This window comes from Polynucleobacter sp. IMCC30063, from assembly GCF_021395235.1.
In the GTDB taxonomy this organism is placed as follows: domain Bacteria; phylum Pseudomonadota; class Gammaproteobacteria; order Burkholderiales; family Burkholderiaceae; genus Polynucleobacter.
Window position 1 is genome coordinate 59685 of record NZ_JAJVCQ010000002.1, and the last position, 23959, is coordinate 83643.

Here is a 23959-nt window from a genome sequence, read left to right on the forward strand (position 1 = left end):
ATGATTCGCTCAGTGCAAAAATTCTTTTTTAATCGCTCTTCCCGTCGAGCCACGATTGCAATCATTGTCTTTCTGTTGTTTTGGGAAACCTGTTCACGTTCAATGGGCTGGTTCGGTTTTCAAGTGCCGTGGATTGGCAAAATTCCCGCTCCCTCTGCTGTTATTACAGCCTGGATTCCATTGCTTACCGATAGCGGCTATTGGACGAGTTGGTACTTAAGTTCTAAACGCGTCTTCACCGGTTTCTTAATGGCCATGATTCTCGGTATTCCTTTCGGATTATTGTTAGCGATTAATCGGACGGCCTATGGAATCATGTTTCCAACTTTTGAGGTATTACGTCCCATACCACCTTTGGCATGGGTGCCTGCAGCGATTATTTTCTGGCCCACTGCCGAAATGTCAATTGCATTCGTCACCTTTTTAGGCGCCTTTTATACGATTGTGATTAATGTGCTTGGTGGAGCGCAATCGATTGACCAGCGTTTTTTCCAGGCTGCCCGCTCAATGGGTTCATCACAATGGGATATTTTTAAACGGATTGTCTTGCCAGCTACGGTACCCTCCATTGCGGTTGGTGCTTCAGTGGGAATGGGTATTACCTGGGAAGTAGTAGTTGCAGCTGAAATGATTTCTGGCGGCGGTTCAGACGGCGGTGGTAAGGGCGGTGGGCTTGGCTTCTTTATTTGGGACTCTTATTTAGGGGGCTCGTACCAACAAATTGTAGTGGGAATGATTTCGATTGGTATTGCGGGATATTTATCAAGCTCACTGATTCGCGTCTTAGGTGATCATTTCTCAAAATGGACTCGCAGGTAATTCGGTGCTAACGCTATGACAAATATCAATATGAAAAATAAAGCTACAGGCGAAATTGTGCTCAAGTCAGTGAGTAAATCTTATGGCTACGGTGACAGCCTTAAAGAAGTGATTAAAGATTGCTCGCTCACTATTGAGTCTGGAAAGTTAACGGTCATGATTGGCCCTTCAGGATGCGGTAAAAGTACCCTAATTCGTTTGTTAGCGGGCTTTGAAAAACCAACTAGCGGCGCTTTAACTATAGATGGCAAGTCGATTACTGGGCCAGGCAAAGATCGCTTAGTGGTATTTCAAGAATCGGCTTTATTTCCTTGGCAAACTACCGCAGATAATATTATGTTTGGTCCGATTGCGCGGGGTGAAAATACCAAAGAATCGCGCGATTTGGCCGGCTTTTTGTTAAATAAAGTAGGCTTAAGTCAATTTAAAGCAAAATTTCCAAATCAATTATCGGGTGGCATGCAAAGGCGTTGTGAATTAGCGCGGGCTTTGGTTAATTTACCCGAGGTGATGGTGCTCGACGAACCATTTCGTGGTTTAGATGAAATGAGTAAAGAGTTAATGTGGGAATACTATGCAAATTTGTATGAAGAAAATCGACATACTAATTTTTTTGTGACCACTGATATTGATGAGGCAATTTTTTTGGCTGATCGCTTAATCATTATGACAAATATTCCTACTCAAGTAGCGCACGTTATCGAGGTTGATATTCCTAGGCCTAGAAGGCTAAAAAGCTTATTTGAGCTAGACCGTGCAAATGAAATAAAAATGGAAGCCTTAAAGATTTTGCATACTGAGGCAATGAAATCATTTAAGAGTGGAAGTAAGGCGGCTGCAGATTTTATTGACGCCTATTCAAAACGGGTTGAGCCGCTTGCGTCTTAATTTTATAGTGTGGTTTGTAATTTATGTTAATGAGGAGATTTAGAAATGTCTGATACACCAGTAAAAAGAAAAAAAATGACCATTCCGATGTTGAATGCGAAGAAAAAGAATAAAGAGCCGATCGTTCAGCTTGCAGTTTATGACTATGAGAATGCCATCATTGCCGATCGTTTAGGTATTGATATTCTTTGTGTTAGTGATACTGGTGGCATGGTGCTATTTGGCCATGAATCAACCACTTCAGTGTCATTTGAAGAAGTCATGTTTATGGCTCAAGCAGTAAAGCGTGGCTCGCAATATGGTTTACGCATGGTTGATATGCCCTACATGAGTTTTCATCTTTCCGAGCAACAGGCTGTTGATAATGCTGCTCAATATGTTGCAAAAGCTGGTGCCGAAGTGATGAAGTGCGAAGGCAATATTCATCACGCCCGCAATATTGAAGCAATTATTAAAGCTGGTATCCCTGTGCAAGGCCATATCGGTATTTGCCCAATGAGAATGCCTCAATTAGGCGGTTTCGTTGCCCAAGGTAAAACAGCACAACGCGCTAAGGAATTGGTTGAAGATGCACAGGCATTCGTCGACGCCGGTTGCTTCTCAATCATGACGGAAGTTTGTACTTCAGAAGTAAGTCAGTATTTGGCTGAAACGTTAGATGTGCCAGTCATTAGTCTGGGTTCCGGAAGCACCTCGGACGGCGTGCATATTATTGGTTCTGATTTATTCCATCTATATGAAAAGCATGTACCACGCCATTCTAAAATTTATTGTGATTTAGTGCCTATTTTAGAAAAAGGCTATACCGAATATATGCATGACGTTAAAACTCGTCAATATCCCGGTAAAGAGCATACCGTTTTTATGAGTCCAGAAGAGTTGGATAAATTTAAAAAACTGGTTAATTGGTAAGCGTTTTACTCAGAATTTTGAGATGCTATAAATAGAGGGCTGTAAGGCCCTCTATTTATTTAAGGAGATCGAACTGGGATTATTTTTATTAGCCACAACTGCATTATTGGCGGGAACATTTATTGGTGCGGTGGGTGTGGGTGGGGTACTTTTGATTCCAGCCCTAATTGCATTTGCTGGCTTAGATATTCATCAGGCTAGCGCTTCAGCGCTTATCACCTTTATCTTTACCGGCGCTTTAGGTACTTATTTATTTCAAAGACGGGGTTCAATTAATTGGCGGATGTCGGTACCAGTGTGCCTCGGTACATTAATAGCTAGTTATTTGGGTGCCGAAGTGAATGCTATTACAGGCGATCATTTACTAATTGGCATTATTGGTTTGTTGGTTATTGCGGCCGGTGTCTGGGCATTAACGGCACCCATTTCATCAGACCTTACAGGCAACTCGGCTTCTCAGGTATTGACAATTAAAAAAACAGTTGTACTAATACTAGTTGGTTTAATTGCCGGATTTGGTTCAGGTCTTTCTGGGGCTGGCGGCCCACTATTTTTTGTACCCTTGATGCTAGTCTTAAAATTTAGTCCGCTGCTGATTATTGGTATTGCCCAAGTGATTCAGATTATTGGTTCAAGCTCAGGATCGGTGGCGAACATTCTTAATAGTGCGGTTGATTTTAAAATTGTCGCCTTTATCTTGCCGTTTGAATTAATTGGAATCTGGATTGGCGTCATCATTGCTCATCGTGTTCGCGTTGATCGCTTAAAGAAGGTGGCAGCTTGGTTATGTATTTTGGTAGGCATTTATATGACAGTCAACTCCTTGGTTTAGTGTGATGCAGTCATCAGCGCTAAGTGATTATTTTGCGCAGCGAAAAATTCCTTTATTGGCACTCGGCCCTAGTCTTCTTTTGCCAGCTGAATTTTCATCGGTTGAGCAAGAATACTGGGCAGTAAGAAGATCAGTTGGTATTTTTGATTTTTCTTTTATGAGTACAGTTGAGTTAGTGGGTAGTGATGCTCTTGCCTTGCTTAAGCTAATTCAAAACCGTGATTGCGAGAAATTGGCGATTGGTAAAATTGCCTACAGCATGTTGTTAAATGAAAATGGTGAAGTTTGGTTAGATGCCACTGTTTGGCGACTGGGCCCTGAACATTTTTATTTAATTACCGGCAGTGCCATTTTGTCTTTTTTGTTGGCTGCCGCAAGACCTTATAGCAATTTGCGCTTGCTAGAAATTTCAGAACAATATCAAGTCATTGCCGTGCAAGGACGGCATAGTAGCGCCTTATTGGAGACTGTTTTGGGGCTTAAGGCTAGTGATTTACCACAATATTTTGCTTTTAATCGGCCACTTCGCTACCCCTCGTTATTGATTGCGCGTCTAGGGTATACCGGTGAACTAGGTTATGAGTTATTAGTGCCTCGCGCAGAGGCTATTACTCTGTGGCAGCAATTACAGGCTATAGCTACTTTACCTGCCTTAGAATGTGGTTTTCTAGCCGCTAATATCTTGCGTATTGAAGCGGGCTTTATTTTATTTAGCAATGAATTAACTAAGCCACGCACACTTGCAGCCCTCGGAAAATTATTTGGCGCCGCAAGCGAGAGTGGGGCAGCAGGCTTGCAAACCAAACTCGTGGGTTTGCATTTTCCGCAGAGCGCTAAGGCGATAAATAGTGAGGTAAATTTCGACCGTGATTTAGGTCAAAAAATCGAGCTGACTAGTCACGCTTTTTCCCCTCAATTGGGATATGAAATTGGGCTCGGTTTTAGCTCTCAAGCAGTCTTAGTAGATGGGCCCCTGAACCCTCAAGCACGCCATGTTGCAGTGCTCCCTGGGGGCAGCAATTTAGGCCCTGTTTATATAGAAAAATTACCCTTTTCTGGCCTGTGTGCAAAGACCTAAAATAAGCCCTTCAGCTAATTTATCTATTTCTTTATCGTTTGATAGATAAGGGTAAATACTTAAGGGATTTATCTATGTATAAATAAGCCTAATCGGGCTATCCTAATCTACACAAATAAGTGTATTTAAATAAAATTAAAGAGGAGCGTAGATTGAAAGAATCGGAAAAGATGCAGGCCATAGTGGCGGCTTCGCAAAAAGAACTCCAAGCCTCTACCTCAATGTCGCAGGAAGTTACACGACGATCATTTTTACGCCAAACGGTTGCGCTGGCTGGGGGAGCAGGAACCCTAGGAATGGCCAGCACTGCAGTCTTGGCAGACCCATTACCCATACCTGCCTCCAATCAAACTATGGGCGCACCCTTAGTAGCTGCTTACGGTATGCCATCGAAATATGAAGCGAATGTGATTCGGCGTCGCTCCGATGTTTTGGTTAATAAGCAAACCTTGTCGGACTGGAGTATGACGCCACTGCAATCTACGCCAGGCATTGTCACTCCTAACGGATTATTTTACGAGCGTCACCACAATGGGGTGCCTGATATTAATCCAGATACCCATAAATTAGTGGTACATGGCATGGTGAGCAAGCCACTGGTATTAACCATGTCTGATTTAATGCGTTATCCAACTGTGACCAAATTTTATTTTATGGAGTGTTCCGGTAATGGCTTAACCGATTGGCTTAAGCCCGCTTCGAAAACAGTTCAACAAACTCATGGTTTACTCTCTTGCGCGCAATGGACTGGCGTACCGCTTTCGTGGGTGCTCGATGAGGCTGGCATTGATCCCAAGGCTACTTGGATTGTGGCAGAGGGAGCCGATGCTTCAGGCCACTTGCGTAGTTTGCCCCTAGATCGCATTATTGATGAGGCCATGTTGGCTTATGCCATGAATGGCGAAATGCTGCGCAGTGAAAATGGATTTCCTTTGCGCTTAATGATTCCGGGTTGGGAAGGTAACGTCAGCATTAAATGGCTGCGCCGTATTAAAGCGGGCACAGAGCCTTGGCATGTGCGCGGCGAAACTGCTCGCTATACCGATCCAATGCCAGATGGCAAATGGCGTAAGTTTAGTTTTGAGATGGAAGCTAAATCAGTCATCACTAACCCATCGGGAAGTATGAAGATTAAGCCGGGATATAACGAAATTACCGGCTTTGCTTGGTCTGGTAAGGGCAAGATTGCTGCGGTTGACGTTTCAGTTGATGGTGGTAAAAATTGGCAACAAGCTCGCTTGGAAGAGCCCGTAATTGATAAGTGCCTAACGCGATTTAACTTCAACTGGAATTGGCAGGGTGGCCCTGCGGTTATTGCTAGCCGCGCGGTTGATAGCACTGGATATGTGCAGCCGACTGTTGATGATATAAAAAAGGTACGTGCAATTACAGGCTTTGTACAACATCACAATGGCATTTTCCCATGGAATGTCAGCGCAAATGGGGAGGTGACAAATGGCATTGGTTAAAAAAATAATAATAATTACAGCAGGCTTAACTTTATTGGCGGCTTGTTCAACAGCGCAAAATACGGCGCCTAAAAATACCTCTGGGGCTGCTTTTGGTAAGCCTATTGCAGAGAAAGATCTGCAGGCTTGGAATATTGATATTCGTACCCAAGATGGTCAGGGGTTGCCAGCCGGACAAGGGAATGCTGTAGTGGGGGAAAAAGTGTATAACGCCAAGTGCGCTTCGTGCCACGGACCTGATGCTAAGGGCGGCCCAGTATTTGGCCCGATGGTTGGTGGTATTGGTTCGTTTAAGACCAATGCACGCGTTCTAACTCCAGGCAGTATGTATCCCTATGCACCGATCTTATTTGATTACGTGCGGCGAGCAATGCCGATGGATAAGCCACAGACCTTAACGAATGATGAAGTATATGCACTGTCAGCCTATATCCTGAATTTAAATGGCTTAGTGGGTAAAACAGATGAAATGAATAGCAAGACTTTGGCAGCAGTAAAGATGCCTAATCGCGATGGCTTTATGGTTGATGATCGGCCTGATACCAATGCAGTGCGTTGCATGACCAACTGCAAGCCATGAAGTCTTGATGCGGGAAATGAAAAATCGCCTGCGGGCGATTTTTTTATGGCTGTGCGGTTAAGCGCAGCGCCAGAGCGGTAGACGCCACTCGAGAAAATACAGAGTCAGCGCGCGAGGTCAAAATAATCGGTACTTGTGCACCCAGAATAACGCCAGCACATTCGGCGCCCGCCATATAAATTAAGGCCTTATACAAAATATTGCCGACCTGTAAATCCGGCACCAATAAGAGATCAGGTTCTCCCGCCACAATGGATTCAATTCCTTTGGTTTTGGCGGAAAGGGCAGAGAGCGCATTATCAAAGCCAAGTGGACCTTCAATGACTGCACCAGGATAAATGGGTGTAATTTGATGGGCATCGACAATGGATTTTGCATCCAGGGTTGCTGGCATGGCAGGGTTGACAACTTCAGTGGCCGCAATGATTGCAACTTTAGCCTGATGAATTCCCAGGCGGTCGAGCGCCTCTAGGCTACTCAATAAAATTTGCTGCTTTTGCGCTACATTCGGCGCGATATTGACGACGCAATCGCTGATACCCAGTAATTTAGGGTAGCTAGCCATCTCAAAAAGAAAAAGATGGCTGGTACGCCGTTTGGTACGTAAGCCGTCACGATCAACGATGGGACCCATTAAATCTTCGGTATGTTGTGAGCCTTTCATCAGCGCAGCAAATTCTCCTTGCTTGACCATTTGTACTGCTAATTGTGCTGCGGCAATAGGATTGTCGGGGGTGTCAATGAGACGAATATGGGTTAAATCTAAACCCACCTCTTTAGCCAATGAAGTGATGCGCTGTGCGGGGCCAAGTAAAGTGGGAAGGCATAGTTGATGCGCGAGAAGCTCACGCACAGTTTCAAGGGCTGGCAAGCTTAAGGGATAAACCACGCCCAGCGGCAAATGACTTTTGGCAGAAGCAATGAGCTGCTGCAAGCGCGGATAGGTAAAGCGACTCATTAGCTCAGGGTTTGTGAGACGCGTTGAGCCGCCTCTTGTAGTTGCGGAATATATTCCATCGCTTGATTTAGTGGCAGCCTAGCTGTGGCTGCGTGAATGGCAATTGCAGCAACCACGTCTTGGTTACTGTCGTATACGGGTACAGCAACACAAGATACGCCAATCACATATTCTTCATTATCGACCGCATAACCCGTCGTCACAATGCGCTCTAATTCAGACTCTAAAAGCGTGCGATCGGTAATCGTGCGATGGGTAAAAGGTTGTAGTGGAATATTTTGTAATAGTTGGCGGCGCTCCTCGGCGACTTTAAAGGCAAGCAGTAATTTACCGCTTGCACTGCAATGTGGAGGGAGCACTGTACCGGGAGGTAAATGTAAGCGCAGTGGCCAATCAGCCTCAACGCGGTCTAAATAAAATAACTCACCTCTACGCAATACCGCAAGGTTGCAGGTTTCGCCAACTTCAGCGACTAATTTTCTCAATACGCTATGGCGAATTGCGGCCACACTATCGTGCGTAATCGTAGCAATAGCTAATTTAGCGAGGCGTTCGCCAGGGGCATAGGTTTTCCCCCCAGGTTCTCGTGAGACTAAGCCAGCTTCTTCAAAGATGGCTAAGGTGCGGTGCAAAGATGCCTTTGGCATGGCGGTAATTTGCATCAGTTGCGCCAAAGTAGCCGGTTGAGAAAGGGTGGCTAGTGCCTCCAAAATAACCACGCCCTTCAGCATGGACGAATTTTCATTGGCGGGGTCTTTTTTAATGCCCTCCACTAGGTCTGTCAGGGTCGTTTCAAACATGACTAATCAATCTCAGGAAATGGGTGAATTTGTTGATTTTAATTGAACGTTTCACTAATTAACCCATAAAATACCAGTATTTGCACTTATACGAAACAACTTGTTCCGTTGAGTAAGATTAGTTATTCTATAGGCTTTGGTCTGTGCGACCTTAAACGACCTTATTTATGATAAAAAAACGGGTACAAGAAGATAAAGGAATCAAGATGTCAAAATCATTTATTACCAAGTTACTAATTACCCTATTTATATCTAGTTTTGGGTTGATTTTTTCTGCGGGAGCTTGGGCCCAAGCATGGCCCACGAAGTCAATTAAATTTGTTGTGCCTTACCCGCCTGGAGGTGGAACTGATGTCATTGCGCGTATTGTGCAAGAGCCCTTGAGTCAGGCTTTGGGTCAGCAAATTATTATTGATAATCGCGGCGGCGCAGGGGGCTCGATTGGTACTGACGCGGTTGCTAAGTCACCAGCGGATGGCTACACCGTATTATTTACTTTATCCTCGCACACGATTAACCCGGCTATTTACCCCAAGCTTGCCTTTAATACCGAGAAAGATTTCTTGCCTGTATCTTTGGTGGCTTCCTTGCCGCAAATCTTAGTTGCTAATCCTGATTTTCCGGCAAAGACTGTTAAAGAAGCCATCGAGTTAGCTCGCCTTAAGCCCGATACGATTGCGTTTGCATCTGTCGGCAACGGCTCACCAGGGCATTTAGCAGGCGCGATGATGGCAACAGCAGCGAATGTGAAGATGACCCATATTCCATATCGTGGCGGCGGCCCAGCGGTTACTGATGTGATGGCAGGACAAGTACCCTTGTTATGGGTTTCAATACCTGCTGCAACCCAATATATTAAGGCCGGAAAATTGCGTGCTTTAGCGGTATCAACCACTAAACGCTCAGTGATTTTTCCCGATGTGCCAACCATGGCCGAGTCGGGTTTTAAAGATTTTGAGGTTGACTCTTGGTACGCTATGTTTGTGCCCGTGGGCACACCTCAAGGTAGTGTCGATGCGCTATATAACGCGGTAGTCAAGGTCTTAGCGCAATCGAGTACGAAAGAAAAATTAATCGCGCAGGGCGCTGAAGCTGTGGGCAGCACACCCGCGCAACTAGGAGCGATTGTGAAAGCTGAACTAGCTAAATGGAGTAAGGTCACTAAAGAGTCGAGCATTAAGGCGGAATAATGTCACCAGTAGAAAATTTAGTTGCGCGTGCCCGTGTGGCACAAAAGTCCTTTGAGCAACTAACTCAAAGTGAAGTAGATTTAGTCGTCGAGGCTGTGGCGTGGGCTATTTTGGAGCCGAAACGCAACCAAGAGTTGGCAGAGTTAGCTGTGTTCGATACAGGACTTGGCAATGTAGCAGATAAATTTAAGAAAAATTATCGGAAAACTTTGGGTTTGATGCGTGATTTACAGCATGCGAAGACCGTTGGTTTAATTGCCGAGGATGCGGCTACAGGATTATCGGAGTACGCCAGACCAGTCGGAGTGGTTGCGGCAATCACCCCTTCGACTAATCCTGGAGCTACCCCGATTAATAAAATTCTGAATGCCTTAAAGTGTCGCAACGCGATTATTGTTGCACCATCCCCTAAGGGCCAAACGACTTGCGTACGTCTATTAGAATTTGTGCATCAGCAGCTCGATTTAGTGAAGGCGCCACGTGATTTAGTACAAGTATTGCCAAGCCCCATCACCAAAGATGCCACCTATGAATTAATGCGCTTGGCTGACTTAGTGGTGGCGACAGGTTCACAAGCGAATATTCGAGCGGCTTATACCTCGGGAACACCCGCCTTTGGCGTTGGCGCTGGTAATGTCGTAGTCATCATTGACGAATTAGCCGATTTAACCGCGTCAGCTAAACGAATTGTTCAATCAAAAACATTTGATAACGCCACCAGTTGCTCGAGTGAAAATGGCGTGGTAATTTGTGCGCCCGTTTATGCTAAAGCTATCCAAGCTCTCGAGCTTGCAGGTGGCGTGATGCTTGATGCAGACGACAAACAACGTTTACAAGAAGTGATGTTTCAGAACGGTAAATTAACCGCCACGCTCACTGCACAAACGGCAGAGTTTATTGCTGAGCGAGCAGGATTAAAAAATCCACTTGCTAAGACGGCCCGTTTTTTAATGGTAGAAGAAGACAGCGCTGGTGCGAATGCCCCATTTTCTGGGGAAAAATTAAGTCCGGTACTAACAGTTTGGCAGGTTGCTGATTTTGCGGCTGCTAAAGCAATGGTTGCCAAAGTTTATGCGTATCAGGGCTCTGGGCATTCGGTGGGTTTGCATACTCAATTGCAGGGCCCAATAATGGATCAACGCGCTGCCGAGTTAGCTAATGAATTGCCTGTTGCTCGAGTTATTGTGAATCAAGCCCATGCGATCGCCACGGGCGGCAGTTTTGATAATGGCTTGCCCTTTTCCTTATCTATGGGCTGCGGCACTTGGGGCGGCAATAATTTTTCGGATAATCTGAATTATCGTCATTATTTGAATATTTCTCGCGTAGTTAGGCCCATACCTGAAATTGTGCCGACAGTTGAAGCTTTGCTGGAGAATTATTTCAGCAAATTTTCACGTTCTTAATTGTGTTTCTTTCCAATTAAATCTATTTAATTATTTAGATTTGACTTAATCATTATGTTAGATCACATGAATTCAACCTTACCGCCAAGCTCGTGTTTGACCATTGGCGACGTAATGACGTACTGGCATCAACAGCAAGCAGAACATCCCTTTTTATATGCTCCCGAAACTGATGCTGTGCTAACCTATGGTGAGTTAGCTCAAAAGGCGCAACATCTTTTTACCTGGTTTGATGAGCAAGGTATTAGTGCGCACGGGCATGTGGGTTTATTTATGCATAACGGTCGCCAAACAGCGAGTGTTTTTCTGGCGACGATGGCGACTGGTCGCGTTGTCGTGCCAATGAATTTATTGGCACCAATAGATCAACTTGCTTGGGTGTTTGAGCACAGTGAAATTGAAATATTGTTTTATGCGCCTGAGAATAAAGCCCATTTATGGAATGCATTAAAAAAAATTCAAGCTAAATTTAAGCTAGTTGAATTAGACCCTGATGCGGTTCAGGGCCCATTTATGAGTTCAGCAGCGGGAGTTTTGCCACAGCTCAGGGCTCGTGATCCCGCTTTATTAATGTATACCTCTGGCACAACTGGCACGCCTAAGGGTGTGCTTCTAAGCCACGCTAATGTTCTCTATGCTGCCAAGACCGTAAGCGAGTGGCATGGGCTTACTCCAGCAGATACTGTTTTAAGTTCTTTACCGATTTATCACATTAATGGGCAAGTGATTGCAACAATTTCCCCCTTCTTTTCAGGGGGTGCCATTGTTGCGCCACATCAATTTTCGGTGAGTAACTGGTGGCAGGTAGCTATCAAGTATCGGTGTACTTGGATAAACATGGTGCCAACCATTATTGCTTATTTAATTAATGCAGCTAAAGCAAATGGAGTGGATACTCATTTAGCGGCGCAATTAAAACGAATCCGTTTTGGGCGTTCGGCTTCAGCACCGCTGCCACCCGAGCATCACCGCGAATTCGAAAGTCTATTTGGCATTCCTGTGATTGAGGGGATGGGCATGACTGAATCAGCCTCGATGGTATTTTGCAATCCGCAAGATGGTCCTCGCCGTTACGGCAGCCCTGGCTTACCTTGCGGGGTTGAAGCTAAAGTTGTTGATCCCGCTGGAATTGAATTAGCTAATAAGCAAATTGGTGAGGTCTGTTTACGCGGCGCAAATGTAATGCAAGCTTATTTCCATGGCGAAGCTGAAACAGCAAAAGCTTTTGCTACTGATGGCTGGTTAAAAACGGGCGACTTAGGCCTGCGAGATGATGATGGTTTTTATTTTATTACTGGCCGTTTGAAGGAGTTAATTATAAAGGGCGGCGAAAATATTGCGCCACGCGAAATCGATGAGGCCCTGTTAAAACATCCTGCCGTTCTCGATGCGGCTGCAGTCGGAATACCTGATGCGAACTATGGCCAAGAAATTTTGGCTTGCCTTGTTTTGCGTCCTGATGCTCATTGCACAGAGATTGAAATGCGCAATTTTTGTTTGGAGCACTTAGGCAAACTGCGCACACCTAAGGTGATTCTTTTTGTTAATGAGTTACCGCGTGGCGCCTCAGGAAAAATTCAGCGCTTAAAGTTACTCGATTTGCCCGGTGTAGCCAGTTCTACTTAGGGTGAGTTTTGGCTTTAAATAAATGGTGAGAGAGTAGCGAAGTAAAAATACCCGCCAGAATTGCCCATTCTAGTGAAATTGTAATGGTTCCAATAAATGTAATGACCATAGGTAGCCACTCTTTTGCCCCATGACGAAATTCTTTACGAATCTCTTTAGGATCAATTAAATTCCAAGCGACGACTAGTAATAAGGCGCCAATAACAGGATAAGGGAGATATTTAGCGAGCGGACCAACAAAGGCCAAAATAACCATTAAAAAAAGTGCCGCACTAATAGCTGATAAGGGTGTTTTTGCACCAGCAGATAAATTCACGCCAGTGCGATTAAATGAGCCACTTGCGGGGTAAGCCGAAAAAAACGATCCGGCGATATTGGCTAAGCCTTGACCAATAAATTCTTGATTGGCATTAAAGGTGTCTTTTGTTTTTAGCGCAATCGCCCGGGCGATGGCCATGGCCTCAGTAGAGGCTAATAAAGCCATGATTAAGGTTGGACCAAATAATTGATTCAGGGTATTCATCTCTAACTGCGGAAAGGATATAGCTGGAAAAGCTCCTGGAATGCTACTCACGCGCTTAAAAGGGGCGAGCTCGGGGTAGAGGCTTTCGATATAGAGGGCAATAAGGCTGCCAATAATTACCGCCACTAGCATGCCAGGGAACCAGCGATTGAGTGGACGCCAGACAATAATAATTAAAATTGTTGCAATCACTAAACCAAGCACTGCGGGATGCCAAGGGTTTTGCATGAGGGCTAAATAGAGCTCATGCAGGGTTTCATGCGGGCTAATGCCCCGCGGAATAGCAAAACCTGTAACAGTGCCAATTTGACTATTCATAATCAGGATGGCAGCGCCTACAGTAAAGCCCACAATTACAGAGTGAGGCACTTTTTCTACCCATTTACCCACACCGCCAAATCCTAATGTAATTTGAATAAGGCCAATTAAAAAACTCAGGGTGAGTACTAAGCCAACGTATTCTGCCGACTCTGGGGTAGCGAGGGGGGCCATTAAGGCCATGGTTGTTAGGGAGATGGCATTTGCTGGTCCCGTAACCATGAGGCGACTTGAGCCAAATAGGGCAGCAATTAAACAAGGTACCATCGCGGCATAAAGACCATATTGGGGTGGCATACCAGCCAACATGGCAAAAGCAATACCTTGCGGCAAAACGACTACTGCACCAGTTAGACCTGCTAGTAAATCAGCGCGTATAGTGCCAGGGGTTTTGTATTCCGGTAGCCAGCGTGAAAAGGGCAGTTGAGGCATGGATGAATTTAAATTAGCGATTGATAATTAATTATATCAGCCGCTTTTTCAGCAATCATCACTACGGGCCAGTTGGTATTGCCCGAAACTAGTCGTGGCATGATAGAACAATCGATGACCCGTAAACCAGTAACGCCGCGAACCCGTAAATCAGCATCGACTACCGCCATCGAATCATCAGCAGTACCCATTTTGCAGGTTCCAGAGGGATGAAAAATAGTTGCGCCAGTTTCGCGACAAAACGCCAAAATTTCTTCATTGCTTTGCGGATTATTGGGCTTCACTTCGCGGGAAATTAAATTACTCAGCGGTTGGGTCTGCGTAATGCTACGAGCAAAGTTGACGGCGGCAATACTAATATCACGATCATATTGGGTGTCTAAATAGTTGGCAAAGATGCGTGGCGGTATGAGTGGGTCAGCCGATTGAATGTGTACATATCCTCGTGACTCTGGGCGTAACTGACAAACCGACATCGTAAAACCGGAAAAAGGGTGAACTTGTCCTCCAGCCATATCTGCCGAGAGCGTGCCTAAATGAAATTGAATATCCGGTCTACTTGAGGTGGGCATAACTTTAGTAAATAAACCACCTTGGTTAATGCCTATCGACAGCGGGCCACCTCGAAACAGTAACCAATCTAAGCCCATTTTTACTTTACCGAAGATCGAACGTAGCTGATCATTGGTCGAGATGGGTTGATTTAATTCATAAATTAAACGGTATTGCAAATGGTCTTGTAAATTTTCTCCCACGCCTGGTAAATCTTGAACCAGCGGGATACTCAATTCTTGCAGCAACTTCGCTGGACCAATACCAGAGAGCTGCAATAGTTGCGGGCTTTGAATTGCGCCTGCGCATAAGAGCACTTCTTTATTCGCTTGTAGCGTGATTTTTTTACCTTGGCGGAAAAGTTCAACCCCACTGGCTTTGCGACCTGTAAATAAAATCCGTGTGGCCTGGCTGTTGGTAAGCACCGTTAGATTCGAGCGCTTACGCGCAGGGCGCAAATAAGCGACTGCAGTGCTACAGCGCAAACCCTTATGGGTTGATAGCTGGTAGTAGCCAACACCTTCTTGCGTGAGATTGTTAAAGTCCTCGGTAGTAGGAACGCCGAGGGCATTAGCAGCCAGCTTAAAGGCTTCCACCAAGGGATGTTTTTTGGGAATCGACGAAGCCTTTAATGGCCCTTGTTGTGAGTGCAGTGGTTCACCTAGGCGATCATTTCCCTCAGCTTTTTTAAAGTAGGGCAGTACGTCATCCCAGCCCCAACCGACATTACCTAAGTCACGCCATTGGTCGTAATCTTCCTTTTGCCCGCGAATAAAAATTAAACCATTAATTGAACTCGAGCCTCCAAGACATTTGCCTCTTGGCCAATAAATTTCTCGGTTATTCATGCCCGGTTCAGGCGCAGTATTAAATTTCCAATTAACCCTGGCGTCCCACATGGTCTTGCCGTAGCCAATTGGCAAATGAATCCAAGGCAAGCTATCTTCTGGACCGGCTTCAAGTAAGCAGACGCGATTCTGCGGATTAGCAGATAGTCGATTAGCTAGAACACAACCTGCAGATCCACCGCCAATAATGATGTAATCAAACTGGTGGTTCGTTAAGGAAGTAGCTTCAGTCATACGGCGATAGGCCTTAAGCCTAACATTTCACGCGCTTGCTTGCCGCTTGCTACAGGGCGACCGCGATCGCGCGCCATTTTTGCGACCCGCGCAACTAGTTCCGCATTATCTTTAGCAACCCGGGTTTCATCGTAGCGTAGATTATCTTCTAAGCCCGTTCGTACATGGCCTCCCAGCTCTAGCGCCCATTCATTAACCGTTAATTGATGTTTACCAATACCCGCTGCTGTCCAAGTGGCAGTGGGCATCACATCTTTTAGTTCTTTTATTAAAAATTCTAAAATAGAGCGCCGTACCGGCATTGCATTCGGAACTCCCATGACAAATTGCACATGAGGCGGTGAGTTAAGCAGACCTTTTTTAACTAAATTCGCAGCGTTGTAGAGCATCGCTAAATCAAATATTTCAATTTCCGGTTTAATTTCATATTTCAACATCTCGCTCGCCAACCCCTCAACAAAATCAGTCGGATTTTCGTAAATACCTACTGGAAAGTTCGTTGAGCCGGTTGCTAAGGAAGCCATATCGGGTCGATGAAAGAGCATCGCACCCCGCGCAGTTTGATCACGACCGCGCCCGCCGGTAGAAAATTGCACGATCATCTCGGGACAATATTTTTTTACACCCTCTTGTACTGCAGCGTATAGGTCTGGGTTAGAGCTCGGGCTTTCATCGGGATTGCGCACATGAATATGCACTAAAGATGCTCCAGCCTCATAAGCTTTCTGCGTTTCTTCGATTTGCTCAGGTGGTGTAACAGGTAAACCTGCGCAATCTTTTTTGCGTGGTACTGCGCCAGTAATAGCAACGGTAATAATGACGGGTTGATTCATGTAGGCTCCGAAAAATTGGCTTGTGATAATTTATTGGGTAAGGCTATTTTCTAATTCCGCGGCTGCGGCTTGCAAAATCGCCACTGATTGCTCGGCGAGTTTTAAGGTAAAGCGGGGCGTGGGCCCATGGGCAACAAGTGCCGCATATACTTTATTTTTTTGGTCACGAACAGGCACAGCAACACAAATAGAACCTTCTAAGTATTCACACTCATCAATTGAATAACCTTGCTCACTTATTTTTTTTATTACAGGTATTAAGTCGCTATAGCTAGTCATGGTCTTAGGGGTGTAATAATCAAATGGCTCCAAGCCAACAATTCGCTTGATTTGTGTTTCATTCATATATGAAAGAAATAATTTACCACTTGCAGTGCAGTGAAGTGGAACTCGCATGCCAGAGTCAATATGTAAACGTATAGGCGCAGCGGTTTCAATCCGATCTAAGTAAAGAACTTCATTACCGTCCAAAATATTAAAGTTACATGTTTCGCCAATAGTTTCAACTAGACGTTTCATTACCGCAACCCGTTGAGAGCGAATTGAGTCACCAGAGAGTAGATTAATACCCATTAAACGAAATTTGGCGCTCGGCTGGAAGCGACGCCCATTCGGGTCGCGCTCAACAAAACCTTGTGCTACCAGGGTATTTAAAAGACGAAAAGCGGTCGGCTTTGCTAAGCCAATGCTCGAAGAAATATTTTCAAGTGTGAGCGGAAATTCCGAGTTAGCAATGACCTCCAAGATGAGCAATACTTTCTCAGCCATACTGGATTTGCTTCCCTCAAGGATGGTGAGAGCAGTAAGATCCGCTGAATTTTTAGAAGTTACAGCAATTAATTTCTTCATTTTTAGCTATTAATGGTTTTATGGGGCATATTTAGGTATTTACCCTTAAAGCATTTCATCTGATGATACTTTATATTCCATTTAATAAAGACCTAATTAAGGGATTGTAACTTTGACTCGTAAAAAGATACCCGCTACAAAGGACGGACACCGAGCCCTAACTAGGGTTAAGCCAAGCTCAAAGATAATTCCTAAGCCCGGTTCTTTGTCTATTGCTCAAACTGAGCCTACTGTGCAGGTTGGCACAATTTCAATGCAACAAGTGAAAGAAGTGATTGGCCTTATCAAAGATGCCGGTCATTTCAATACCTTTTCTTATAAAACACCAGAATTTGAAATAGAAATCGAAGTGGGAAATAAGCGCTCTCCTGAAGTGAGCTCCAGCACAAATCTAGGAGGGGTAACTCAAACTACTGTCCCTAAAGCTATAGAAGCTATTAAGGCTGTGGAAGCTATTAAGCCAAAGAGTCAAGCGGGTCTTTTCGAAGTCTTAAGCCCAATGGTGGGAACTTTTTACCGCCGACCCAATCCTACTTCACCGCCTTTTGTCGAGATTGGCTCAAAGGTAAGCCCCGATACTCCCGTGTGTATTGTGGAAGTGATGAAGTTACTTAATACGATTTCAGCTGAACACGCTGGAAAAATTATCGATATCTTTGTAGCTGATGGCGAAACGATTGAAGCAGGTCAAGTTTTAATGGTAATCGAGTTGTGATGGCAAAAAAACTACTTAGTCAACTTGCGCCATTCCAAATGATTGATGTCACACTGCGCGATGCGCATCAATGCCTATGGTCAACGCGCATGACTACAGCCCAAATGTACCCGGCCCTAGATAATATCGACCGTGCAGGTTACGGCTATATCAATATTTTGGGTGGCGCCGTGTTTGATGTGATGGTACGTTTCTTGCGTGAAGACCCCTGGAAACGCATGGCATTTCTCAGTCGCGAACTAGAAACGCCTACTGATGCATTGACGCGTGGACAAAGTATTTACACCTTTGAATTATTTCCTGATGATGTAGTCGATCTGAATATTGCTTTATTAGCAGAATCTGGCGTGAATGTCTTAACCGTTTATGATGCGCTCAACGATAACCGAAACATTACTTCTTCGATTGCCTCAGGTAAAAAAAATGGCATGCTGATTAATGCGATGCTCACTTATGCATTAAGCCCAGTTCATGATGATGCTTATTTTGTGGCGCGGGCTAAAGAGCTAGTTGACTTAAAAGTTGATTTTATTTCTGTTAAAGATCCTACGGGATTATTAACGCCAGAGCGTGGTGCTACTTTATTTCCGGCACTATTTGCTGTAGCCAAGGGTATTCCCTTGAAATTGCATTCCCATTGTCAATCGGGTTTAGCCCCCTTAGTGTATGAAGAGGCAATTAAAGCTGGCTTTAGCTATGGTTACGTTGCCACGAATTGCTTAGCCAACGGCGCCTCATTACCCTCGGTAACTGAAGTGTTGGCTAGTGCAGGGCGCCTCGGTAGGGCACCCAAAATGAATCGATCTGCCTTGCAAGAGGTTGATGACTATTTTGATTGGATTTGTACTCGCGATAGTTTGCCCCGGGGTGAAAAGCTCGCGTATGACCCAGCACTATACGAACACCAAATACCAGGCGGCATGATCTCTAATCTGCGGGCGCAGTTAGCCACTCTTGGCATCGCCCATCGTGAACAAGAAATTTTAGAAGAAACTGCGCAAGTGAGAAAAGATCTGGGCTATCCCATTTTGGTAAGCCCTTTTGCCCAGTATATTGTCACTCAGGCTGTTCTCAATGTGATGCAGGGTGAACGCTATAAAACAATTCCTGATGAAGTGAAGCTCTACTTGCGTGGACATTACGGAAAATTAGCAGGTCAGGCAAGCGCAGAAGTAATGGAACGCGCTGGGGTGGAGTATGACCCGAGTCAGCGACCGGGTGATTTCATTAAACCCGCTTTAAGTGACTTAAGAAAGCAGTGGGGTAAGTCAGTTTCGCGTGAGCAACTGTGCCTGCATGCCTTCTACACCCCTAATTTAGCTTTAGGTTTGCACGATGGCACCTTAATTGCTCTCAAGCAGGGTAAGCAGTTGCAGCCCTTTTCTGAGCTCATAAAGTATCTAATACAGGGTAAGAATTTTTCAAGAGTTAAAACGCGATTTGGAAATGTAGATTTAAGTTTTTCAGTTTAAATTTCTTTTAATAACCAAAAAGAGGGTCAAAATGAAGCCAAATTTAACCGATCTAAAAAAGGTCATCATCACTGTTGCAACAACGGGCGGTCTTCATGGAAGGGAGTCCAATCCTGCTTTACCAGAGCAACCTCAGGATATCGTGCAAGCCATGCACGACTCATTTAATGCAGGTGCCTCAATAGCGCATTTACATGTGCGAGATAAAAATGGACTCACTTCCGCAGATCCAGCAATTTATGGAGAAGTACTTAGTGGAATTAATTCTCGCTGTAAGGGAATGATTACACAAGTGGGAAATGGAATTGGTGTCCGCTATATTAATGGCCTACATAGACCAGCTGAAGGATTTACGCAAGATCAGAGAATGGCATTATTAGATCTTGTTCCGCGCCCAGATATGTTGACTGTGAATGCAGGAACGTTTCATTTTCAACATAAAAATACGGAGTTTTTATTCGACAATTCTAAATGGTGGAACACTATCTTTATCAAAGGATGTAATGAGCGAAAAATTCATAACGAGTTGGAAGTTTATGATATTAGTCATATTACAAATATGCTCAAGTTAAGAGATTTAGGAGTAATAAGAGGGCCAATGCATTTCAGTTTAGTAATGGGAATTGATGGCGGTATTCCCGCTTCGCCGCAAAATTTGATGGCTATGATTGAAAACCTCCCAGATGGCGCTACATGGCAAGTGGTGTGCATTGGAAAATATCAAGTACCACTATCAACGATGGTTTTAGCAATGGGTGGAAATATTCGAGTTGGATTTGAAGATAACGTCTATTACTCTCCTGGAACATTAGCCGTTAGTAATGCCCAAATGGTTGAGAGAGCAGTTCGAATAGCGCGTGAGCTGGGAAGAGAGATTGCTACACCTCAAGAAGCGCGCGAGATGATGGAGATGTATTGAATTGGAGTAACCAAACAACATAACTAAATTAAAATATTGGAGATAAAATGAAAAGACGCAACTTTATTGCAGCAGTTGGAGTTGGTGGTTTAGGGTTAACTATTAATCCAATGCTTGCTGTAGCACAGCAGCAAAAAAAGTTTACCGAATGGGGAATGCCTCAGCCTTATGAAATGGTCTCTGCAAGTTCGATTGCTTTTTTAAAAGAGAAGGGCTGGTGGCCTATTAAAATTGGTAGTCAACCGGGATTTACATCTCTCCCTGTTGCAGGTCCTAAAGGGTTTTTTAAGTCCCGTGGCTTAGAAGTTGAGGTCATTTCTTTTTTAAGTGGACCTGCCATTAATGAAGCAGCAGCAGCTGGCCGAATCCAGGGGGGTATAGAGGGGAATCTACCCTTTACAAGTTTAATAGCTAACAATGCTCAGGTAAGGTGTTTGGCTATTGCGGCACCTGTGCTTAAGCATTCAACTATGGTGCCCCTAAATTCTCCCTTAAAGTCCCTAGCTGATATCAAACAGGCGCCAAACAAACCCCTTGCATTTGGAATCGTAGCTGGATCATCTGCCGAATTTTATTTTCAAGAGGCCTTAAAGACTAATGGCCTTGAGGTTGGCAAGGACGTTATTCTAAAAAGCTTAACCCCACCAGACTTGCTTTTAATGCCTGAAGGGTTGGCCGGAGTGGTTCAATGGGCTCCATATACTTGGACGCAAACTAAAGTTAGAAAAAATGCCCGTGAAATTGACACTATTTTTCCTTACAATTTTTACCAAGGTAATGTTTGGATGATTAAGGAAATTATTGATAAGGCCCCAGATGTAGCTCAAGCTTTTGTAGATGCTTATGTAGAAGGAATTCTATATTCTCGTTATGATGAAAAAGATGCAAATGCCATAACCGAAAAAGACCCAATGTATAAAAGTTTTACGCCTGAATTAATTGCTTTACTTACACGTGTTGTTAATAACAGTTACAAACCTACCTGGTTTTATCCTTATACCGATTTTTGGGCTGCCGAGAATTCTAGGGTTTCAGCATGGCTAGCTAAATCAGGTCGGTTAAAAACATTGGTAACCGCTGATATGTACAAGGAATATTTTGATACACGTTTTGCCGATCGGACCATGCAAAAACTGGGCTGGAAAGTGCCGCAAAGACCACCATGGATCCCTGCAAATTGGACTGGTAAGGTAGGACAATTGCCATATCCAAGCTATCCCAATGAAGATAATATGACAGAGCCTCAATTATTTCCAGATAAAGGAGATTTAACAAGTCCGTGGTACTTTAATGGCCGAAATTTTAAGCCATCCTAAAAACAAAATATGAGAGTTAAGTCAAATAAGTATTTTCAATTAAGCTAGCAAAATAATAGTGGAGGCGTACGGCATGGAGCTAGAGGATAAATCTGAGCAGGGATTTAATTGGAATGATTTAGAGAGGCGCTATGCAGGATTTATTATTATTTTAATCTTAATTGGCATATGGGAGCTAATTGCGCAATTCTTAGTTCCTCAATTAAATCCTCAGCTGTCGATTTTAGTTTCTCCTCCATCCAAGGTTCTCTTGGCAGCAGCTACTACAGCACAATCCGGAGAGTTGTTAGAACACGTTTTGGCTAGCTCAAAACGTGTTCTGATGGCATGGGGTTTTGTGATGATAACCGCAGTGCCTTTGGGAGTTGCAATTGGTTGGTGGCCCCGTTTTAATCGCTATGTTGAAAAAATTATTGAATTACTTAGACCAATACCACCAATAGCATGGATACCAATTAGTATTCTTTGGTTTGGTATTGGACTTACACAAAATTTATTTATCATTATTATTGGCACATTTTTCCCAGTTTTACTTAGCACTATCCATGGGGTAAAGGGTATTGATCCAATCTTAATTCGTGCTGCCCGTAACCTTGGTGCACCGCCGGCTAAATTACTTTTTAAAGTTGTACTGCGTTCAGCAATGCCAGCCATTTTTAATGGCTTAAGAGTAGGTTTGGGGGTGGCTTGGATGGTTTTAGTTGCAGCTGAATTGGTTGCCGCAACATCTGGACTGGGTTTCATGATTCAAGATGCGCGTAATTTTCTTCGAACTGACATCATTTTTATGGGCATGATCATGATTGGAATTATGGGGATCGCGATGGATTTTGTTTTGAGAATGGCTGCCCGCCCTTTTTTAACCTGGTATCACGGCTCAAGCGAGTAAAGGATTCATTAAATGAATGCGCTAGTTGTTGATAATATTAGTAAGACTTTTATTACAAAAAATAAAAAAAAAGTTCACGCAATTTCTAACACCTCATTTACTATTAATGAGAACGAATTCGTTTGTATTTTGGGACCTAGCGGCGGAGGAAAATCAACTTTATTAAATATCATTGCCGGTTTTGAAGAGCCTACAAGCGGTCAAGTTATTGCTCATGGTCAAAAAATTAATGGACCAAGTCCGAGTAGGATCATGGTTTTTCAAGAATTTGCACTTTTCCCATGGTTATCTGTATTGGATAATATTTCATTTGGACTTGAGATGAAAGGCATGGGGCGAGCAAAACGCTATGAACATGCAAAATATTATGTAGCACTTGTCGGGCTTGAGAAATTTGTTGATAGCTATCCTTCTGAACTATCTGGAGGAATGAAACAGCGAGTAGCGATTGCTCGCGCACTTGCAATGCAACCAGATATTTTATTGATGGATGAACCCTTTGGTGCATTGGATGCATACACTAGAGAAAATTTGCAGCAAGAATTATTAAATATTTGGGAAAAAGAACGGAAAACAGTACTTTTTGTAACCCATAGCGTTGATGAGGCTGTAACTATGGCCGATAAAATTATTATTATGGCTGGTTCACCCGGTACCATACATAATGAAATTTCTAATACGCTAGATAGAAAACGCATAAATACGGAACCGGGATTTGTTGAATTAAAAGCACAAATTCAAAAATATGTACAAAGCGCTGGTAACTTAAACGCTTCATTAAAAAATTAGTTATAAGCTAGCTTAAAAAGTGACTATTCAAATTTATGATTTAGCTGCAGCCAATTCTGAAGTGCGGTTTAGTCCATTTTGCTGGCGAGTAAAGCTTGCTTTAGCATTTAAGGGTCTAAAATTTGAATCAATACCTATTCGGTTCGTAGAAAAAAATAGAATTTCATTTTCAGGGCAAAAGCTATTACCAGTTTTAGTTGACAATGAAAAAGTAATTGTTGATAGCTGGGACATTGCCTGCTATTTAGATAAATTTTATCCAACCAAAAGTAATTTACTTTTAGGAAATAAATCTAAATTTCTCAATTACTATATACAACTCTCAGTACAACCCTTGATTCTAAAAATGGTAATTTTAGATATTTTTAATTGTATTGATGCGGGGGATAGGGATTATTTTAGAACGTCACGGGAGGCTCGATTTGGTAATTCACTTGAATTAATTAAAATTCCAGCTGAGCAAGGTATCTTATTGTTGCAAGAGCTTCTGCAACCTATTCGACTTATTTTGCAAGAACAACCATTTTTAGGTGGAAATGCTCCGGACTATCAAGATTTTATTGCTGCGTCTCCCTTGCTAATGGCAAGATTTGTTTCTTCACTCCAATTTTTTGAGCCCACTGATCCAATTTATATTTGGTTAGAAAAAATCCTTGATTTATATGGCGGATTGGCAAGAAATTCCCCAACTATTTATTCGAAGGAGATGTGA

Annotated in this window: 23 protein-coding genes; 17 read left to right on the forward strand and 6 right to left on the reverse strand. The window is 43.7% G+C overall.

The features are described 5' to 3' along the window. The 7 genes from LZG75_RS04950 (at nucleotide 1) to LZG75_RS04980 (ending at nucleotide 6578) form a co-directional block, all read left to right on the forward strand. Nucleotides 1-819 (forward strand): ABC transporter permease, encoded by an 819-nt coding sequence (locus tag LZG75_RS04950; RefSeq protein WP_233923755.1) that lies wholly within the window; start codon nucleotides 1-3, stop codon nucleotides 817-819. 30 nt (nucleotides 820-849) lie between these two features. Then, nucleotides 850-1707: an ABC transporter ATP-binding protein gene (locus LZG75_RS04955; protein ID WP_233935847.1), complete on the forward strand. Its 858-nt coding sequence runs from the start codon at nucleotides 850-852 to the stop codon at nucleotides 1705-1707. A gap of 45 nt (nucleotides 1708-1752) precedes the next feature. Next, nucleotides 1753-2619, forward strand: coding sequence for a 3-methyl-2-oxobutanoate hydroxymethyltransferase (gene panB / locus LZG75_RS04960; RefSeq protein ID WP_233923757.1), 867 nt, complete (start codon nucleotides 1753-1755; stop codon nucleotides 2617-2619). A gap of 73 nt (nucleotides 2620-2692) precedes the next feature. Then, a complete protein-coding gene (locus tag LZG75_RS04965) occupies nucleotides 2693-3451 on the forward strand; it encodes a sulfite exporter TauE/SafE family protein (RefSeq protein ID WP_255698810.1) in 759 nt (252 codons plus the stop codon). A gap of 4 nt (nucleotides 3452-3455) precedes the next feature. After that, entirely contained in the window at nucleotides 3456-4529 is a 1074-nt protein-coding gene (locus tag LZG75_RS04970; protein ID WP_233936442.1) for a hypothetical protein, read from the forward strand. A 152-nt stretch (nucleotides 4530-4681) separates the two neighbouring features. Then, nucleotides 4682-5998, forward strand: coding sequence for a sulfite dehydrogenase (gene soxC / locus LZG75_RS04975; RefSeq protein ID WP_233935855.1), 1317 nt, complete (start codon nucleotides 4682-4684; stop codon nucleotides 5996-5998). Next, nucleotides 5985-6578 carry a c-type cytochrome gene (locus LZG75_RS04980; RefSeq protein WP_233935859.1) on the forward strand — a complete coding sequence of 198 codons (594 nt, stop codon included), beginning with the start codon at nucleotides 5985-5987 and terminating at the stop codon, nucleotides 6576-6578. Before soxC ends, LZG75_RS04980 begins: the two co-directional genes overlap by 14 nt. A gap of 43 nt (nucleotides 6579-6621) precedes the next feature. Here LZG75_RS04980 and LZG75_RS04985 read toward each other — a convergent pair whose 3' ends face one another. Then, a complete protein-coding gene (locus LZG75_RS04985; RefSeq protein WP_233935867.1) occupies nucleotides 6622-7536 on the reverse strand; it encodes a bifunctional enoyl-CoA hydratase/phosphate acetyltransferase in 915 nt (304 codons plus the stop codon). Next, nucleotides 7536-8336 carry an IclR family transcriptional regulator gene (locus tag LZG75_RS04990; protein WP_233923763.1) on the reverse strand — a complete coding sequence of 267 codons (801 nt, stop codon included), beginning with the start codon at nucleotides 8334-8336 and terminating at the stop codon, nucleotides 7536-7538. The genes LZG75_RS04985 and LZG75_RS04990 overlap by 1 nt, the downstream gene beginning before the upstream one ends. Before the next feature lie 206 nt (nucleotides 8337-8542). Between LZG75_RS04990 and LZG75_RS04995 the strand changes: the two genes are divergently transcribed. From LZG75_RS04995 to LZG75_RS05005, 3 genes are read left to right on the forward strand one after another with little or no spacing between them, the layout of a single operon-like run. Further along, nucleotides 8543-9526 carry a tripartite tricarboxylate transporter substrate binding protein gene (locus LZG75_RS04995; RefSeq protein WP_233935869.1) on the forward strand — a complete coding sequence of 328 codons (984 nt, stop codon included), beginning with the start codon at nucleotides 8543-8545 and terminating at the stop codon, nucleotides 9524-9526. Next, on the forward strand, nucleotides 9526-10932 hold the full coding sequence (locus LZG75_RS05000; protein WP_233935872.1) for an aldehyde dehydrogenase family protein: 1407 nt from the start codon (nucleotides 9526-9528) through the stop codon (nucleotides 10930-10932). The genes LZG75_RS04995 and LZG75_RS05000 overlap by 1 nt, the downstream gene beginning before the upstream one ends. A gap of 54 nt (nucleotides 10933-10986) precedes the next feature. Beyond that, entirely contained in the window at nucleotides 10987-12558 is a 1572-nt protein-coding gene (locus tag LZG75_RS05005; protein WP_233935874.1) for an AMP-binding protein, read from the forward strand. On the opposite strand, the gene LZG75_RS05010 is transcribed toward LZG75_RS05005, so the two are convergent. Genes LZG75_RS05010 through LZG75_RS05025 form a run of 4 tightly spaced genes read right to left on the reverse strand, consistent with a single transcriptional unit; the run spans nucleotide 12551 to nucleotide 17147 of the window. Next, a complete protein-coding gene (locus LZG75_RS05010; protein WP_233935877.1) occupies nucleotides 12551-13831 on the reverse strand; it encodes a SulP family inorganic anion transporter in 1281 nt (426 codons plus the stop codon). The genes LZG75_RS05005 and LZG75_RS05010 overlap by 8 nt on opposite strands. A gap of 8 nt (nucleotides 13832-13839) precedes the next feature. After that, complete coding sequence (locus LZG75_RS05015; protein ID WP_233935880.1) at nucleotides 13840-15465, reverse strand: GMC family oxidoreductase; 1626 nt, start codon at nucleotides 15463-15465, stop codon at nucleotides 13840-13842. Further along, nucleotides 15462-16298 carry a 3-keto-5-aminohexanoate cleavage protein gene (locus tag LZG75_RS05020; protein WP_233935882.1) on the reverse strand — a complete coding sequence of 279 codons (837 nt, stop codon included), beginning with the start codon at nucleotides 16296-16298 and terminating at the stop codon, nucleotides 15462-15464. The genes LZG75_RS05015 and LZG75_RS05020 overlap by 4 nt, the downstream gene beginning before the upstream one ends. 30 nt (nucleotides 16299-16328) lie before the next feature. After that, the gene (locus tag LZG75_RS05025; protein ID WP_233935884.1) at nucleotides 16329-17147 is read right to left on the reverse strand and encodes an IclR family transcriptional regulator; all 819 of its coding nucleotides are present in this window, start codon (nucleotides 17145-17147) and stop codon (nucleotides 16329-16331) included. 205 nt (nucleotides 17148-17352) lie between these two features. Between LZG75_RS05025 and LZG75_RS05030 the strand changes: the two genes are divergently transcribed. The 7 genes from LZG75_RS05030 (at nucleotide 17353) to LZG75_RS05060 (ending at nucleotide 23959) form a co-directional block, all read left to right on the forward strand. After that, a complete protein-coding gene (locus LZG75_RS05030; RefSeq protein ID WP_233935886.1) occupies nucleotides 17353-17862 on the forward strand; it encodes an acetyl-CoA carboxylase in 510 nt (169 codons plus the stop codon). Beyond that, nucleotides 17862-19334: a pyruvate carboxylase subunit B gene (locus LZG75_RS05035; RefSeq protein ID WP_233935888.1), complete on the forward strand. Its 1473-nt coding sequence runs from the start codon at nucleotides 17862-17864 to the stop codon at nucleotides 19332-19334. The genes LZG75_RS05030 and LZG75_RS05035 overlap by 1 nt, the downstream gene beginning before the upstream one ends. A gap of 31 nt (nucleotides 19335-19365) precedes the next feature. After that, a complete protein-coding gene (locus tag LZG75_RS05040; RefSeq protein ID WP_233923773.1) occupies nucleotides 19366-20253 on the forward strand; it encodes a 3-keto-5-aminohexanoate cleavage protein in 888 nt (295 codons plus the stop codon). A gap of 47 nt (nucleotides 20254-20300) precedes the next feature. Next, nucleotides 20301-21569: an ABC transporter substrate-binding protein gene (locus LZG75_RS05045; RefSeq protein WP_233923774.1), complete on the forward strand. Its 1269-nt coding sequence runs from the start codon at nucleotides 20301-20303 to the stop codon at nucleotides 21567-21569. 73 nt (nucleotides 21570-21642) lie between these two features. After that, nucleotides 21643-22458: an ABC transporter permease gene (locus LZG75_RS05050; RefSeq protein ID WP_233923775.1), complete on the forward strand. Its 816-nt coding sequence runs from the start codon at nucleotides 21643-21645 to the stop codon at nucleotides 22456-22458. A gap of 12 nt (nucleotides 22459-22470) precedes the next feature. Next, nucleotides 22471-23247 (forward strand): ABC transporter ATP-binding protein, encoded by a 777-nt coding sequence (locus LZG75_RS05055; RefSeq protein ID WP_233923776.1) that lies wholly within the window; start codon nucleotides 22471-22473, stop codon nucleotides 23245-23247. A gap of 19 nt (nucleotides 23248-23266) precedes the next feature. Further along, nucleotides 23267-23959 carry a glutathione S-transferase N-terminal domain-containing protein gene (locus LZG75_RS05060; RefSeq protein ID WP_233923777.1) on the forward strand — a complete coding sequence of 231 codons (693 nt, stop codon included), beginning with the start codon at nucleotides 23267-23269 and terminating at the stop codon, nucleotides 23957-23959.

Coding starts and splice junctions, on each gene's coding strand:
- LZG75_RS04950 (WP_233923755.1), top strand. CDS start 1: ATGATTCGCTCAGTGCAAAAATTCTTTTTTAATCGCTCTTCCCGTCGA.
- LZG75_RS04980 (WP_233935859.1), top strand. CDS start 5,985: ATGGCATTGGTTAAAAAAATAATAATAATTACAGCAGGCTTAACTTTA.
- LZG75_RS05015 (WP_233935880.1), bottom strand. CDS start 15,465: ATGACTGAAGCTACTTCCTTAACGAACCACCAGTTTGATTACATCATT.
- LZG75_RS04995 (WP_233935869.1), top strand. CDS start 8,543: ATGTCAAAATCATTTATTACCAAGTTACTAATTACCCTATTTATATCT.
- LZG75_RS05055 (WP_233923776.1), top strand. CDS start 22,471: ATGAATGCGCTAGTTGTTGATAATATTAGTAAGACTTTTATTACAAAA.
- LZG75_RS04990 (WP_233923763.1), bottom strand. CDS start 8,336: ATGTTTGAAACGACCCTGACAGACCTAGTGGAGGGCATTAAAAAAGAC.
- LZG75_RS04970 (WP_233936442.1), top strand. CDS start 3,456: ATGCAGTCATCAGCGCTAAGTGATTATTTTGCGCAGCGAAAAATTCCT.
- LZG75_RS05005 (WP_233935874.1), top strand. CDS start 10,987: ATGTTAGATCACATGAATTCAACCTTACCGCCAAGCTCGTGTTTGACC.
- LZG75_RS05045 (WP_233923774.1), top strand. CDS start 20,301: ATGAAAAGACGCAACTTTATTGCAGCAGTTGGAGTTGGTGGTTTAGGG.
- panB (WP_233923757.1), top strand. CDS start 1,753: ATGTCTGATACACCAGTAAAAAGAAAAAAAATGACCATTCCGATGTTG.
- LZG75_RS04955 (WP_233935847.1), top strand. CDS start 850: ATGAAAAATAAAGCTACAGGCGAAATTGTGCTCAAGTCAGTGAGTAAA.
- LZG75_RS05010 (WP_233935877.1), bottom strand. CDS start 13,831: ATGCCTCAACTGCCCTTTTCACGCTGGCTACCGGAATACAAAACCCCT.
- LZG75_RS05020 (WP_233935882.1), bottom strand. CDS start 16,298: ATGAATCAACCCGTCATTATTACCGTTGCTATTACTGGCGCAGTACCA.
- LZG75_RS05035 (WP_233935888.1), top strand. CDS start 17,862: ATGGCAAAAAAACTACTTAGTCAACTTGCGCCATTCCAAATGATTGAT.
- LZG75_RS05040 (WP_233923773.1), top strand. CDS start 19,366: ATGAAGCCAAATTTAACCGATCTAAAAAAGGTCATCATCACTGTTGCA.
- LZG75_RS04985 (WP_233935867.1), bottom strand. CDS start 7,536: ATGAGTCGCTTTACCTATCCGCGCTTGCAGCAGCTCATTGCTTCTGCC.
- LZG75_RS05050 (WP_233923775.1), top strand. CDS start 21,643: ATGGAGCTAGAGGATAAATCTGAGCAGGGATTTAATTGGAATGATTTA.
- LZG75_RS05000 (WP_233935872.1), top strand. CDS start 9,526: ATGTCACCAGTAGAAAATTTAGTTGCGCGTGCCCGTGTGGCACAAAAG.
- LZG75_RS05025 (WP_233935884.1), bottom strand. CDS start 17,147: ATGAAGAAATTAATTGCTGTAACTTCTAAAAATTCAGCGGATCTTACT.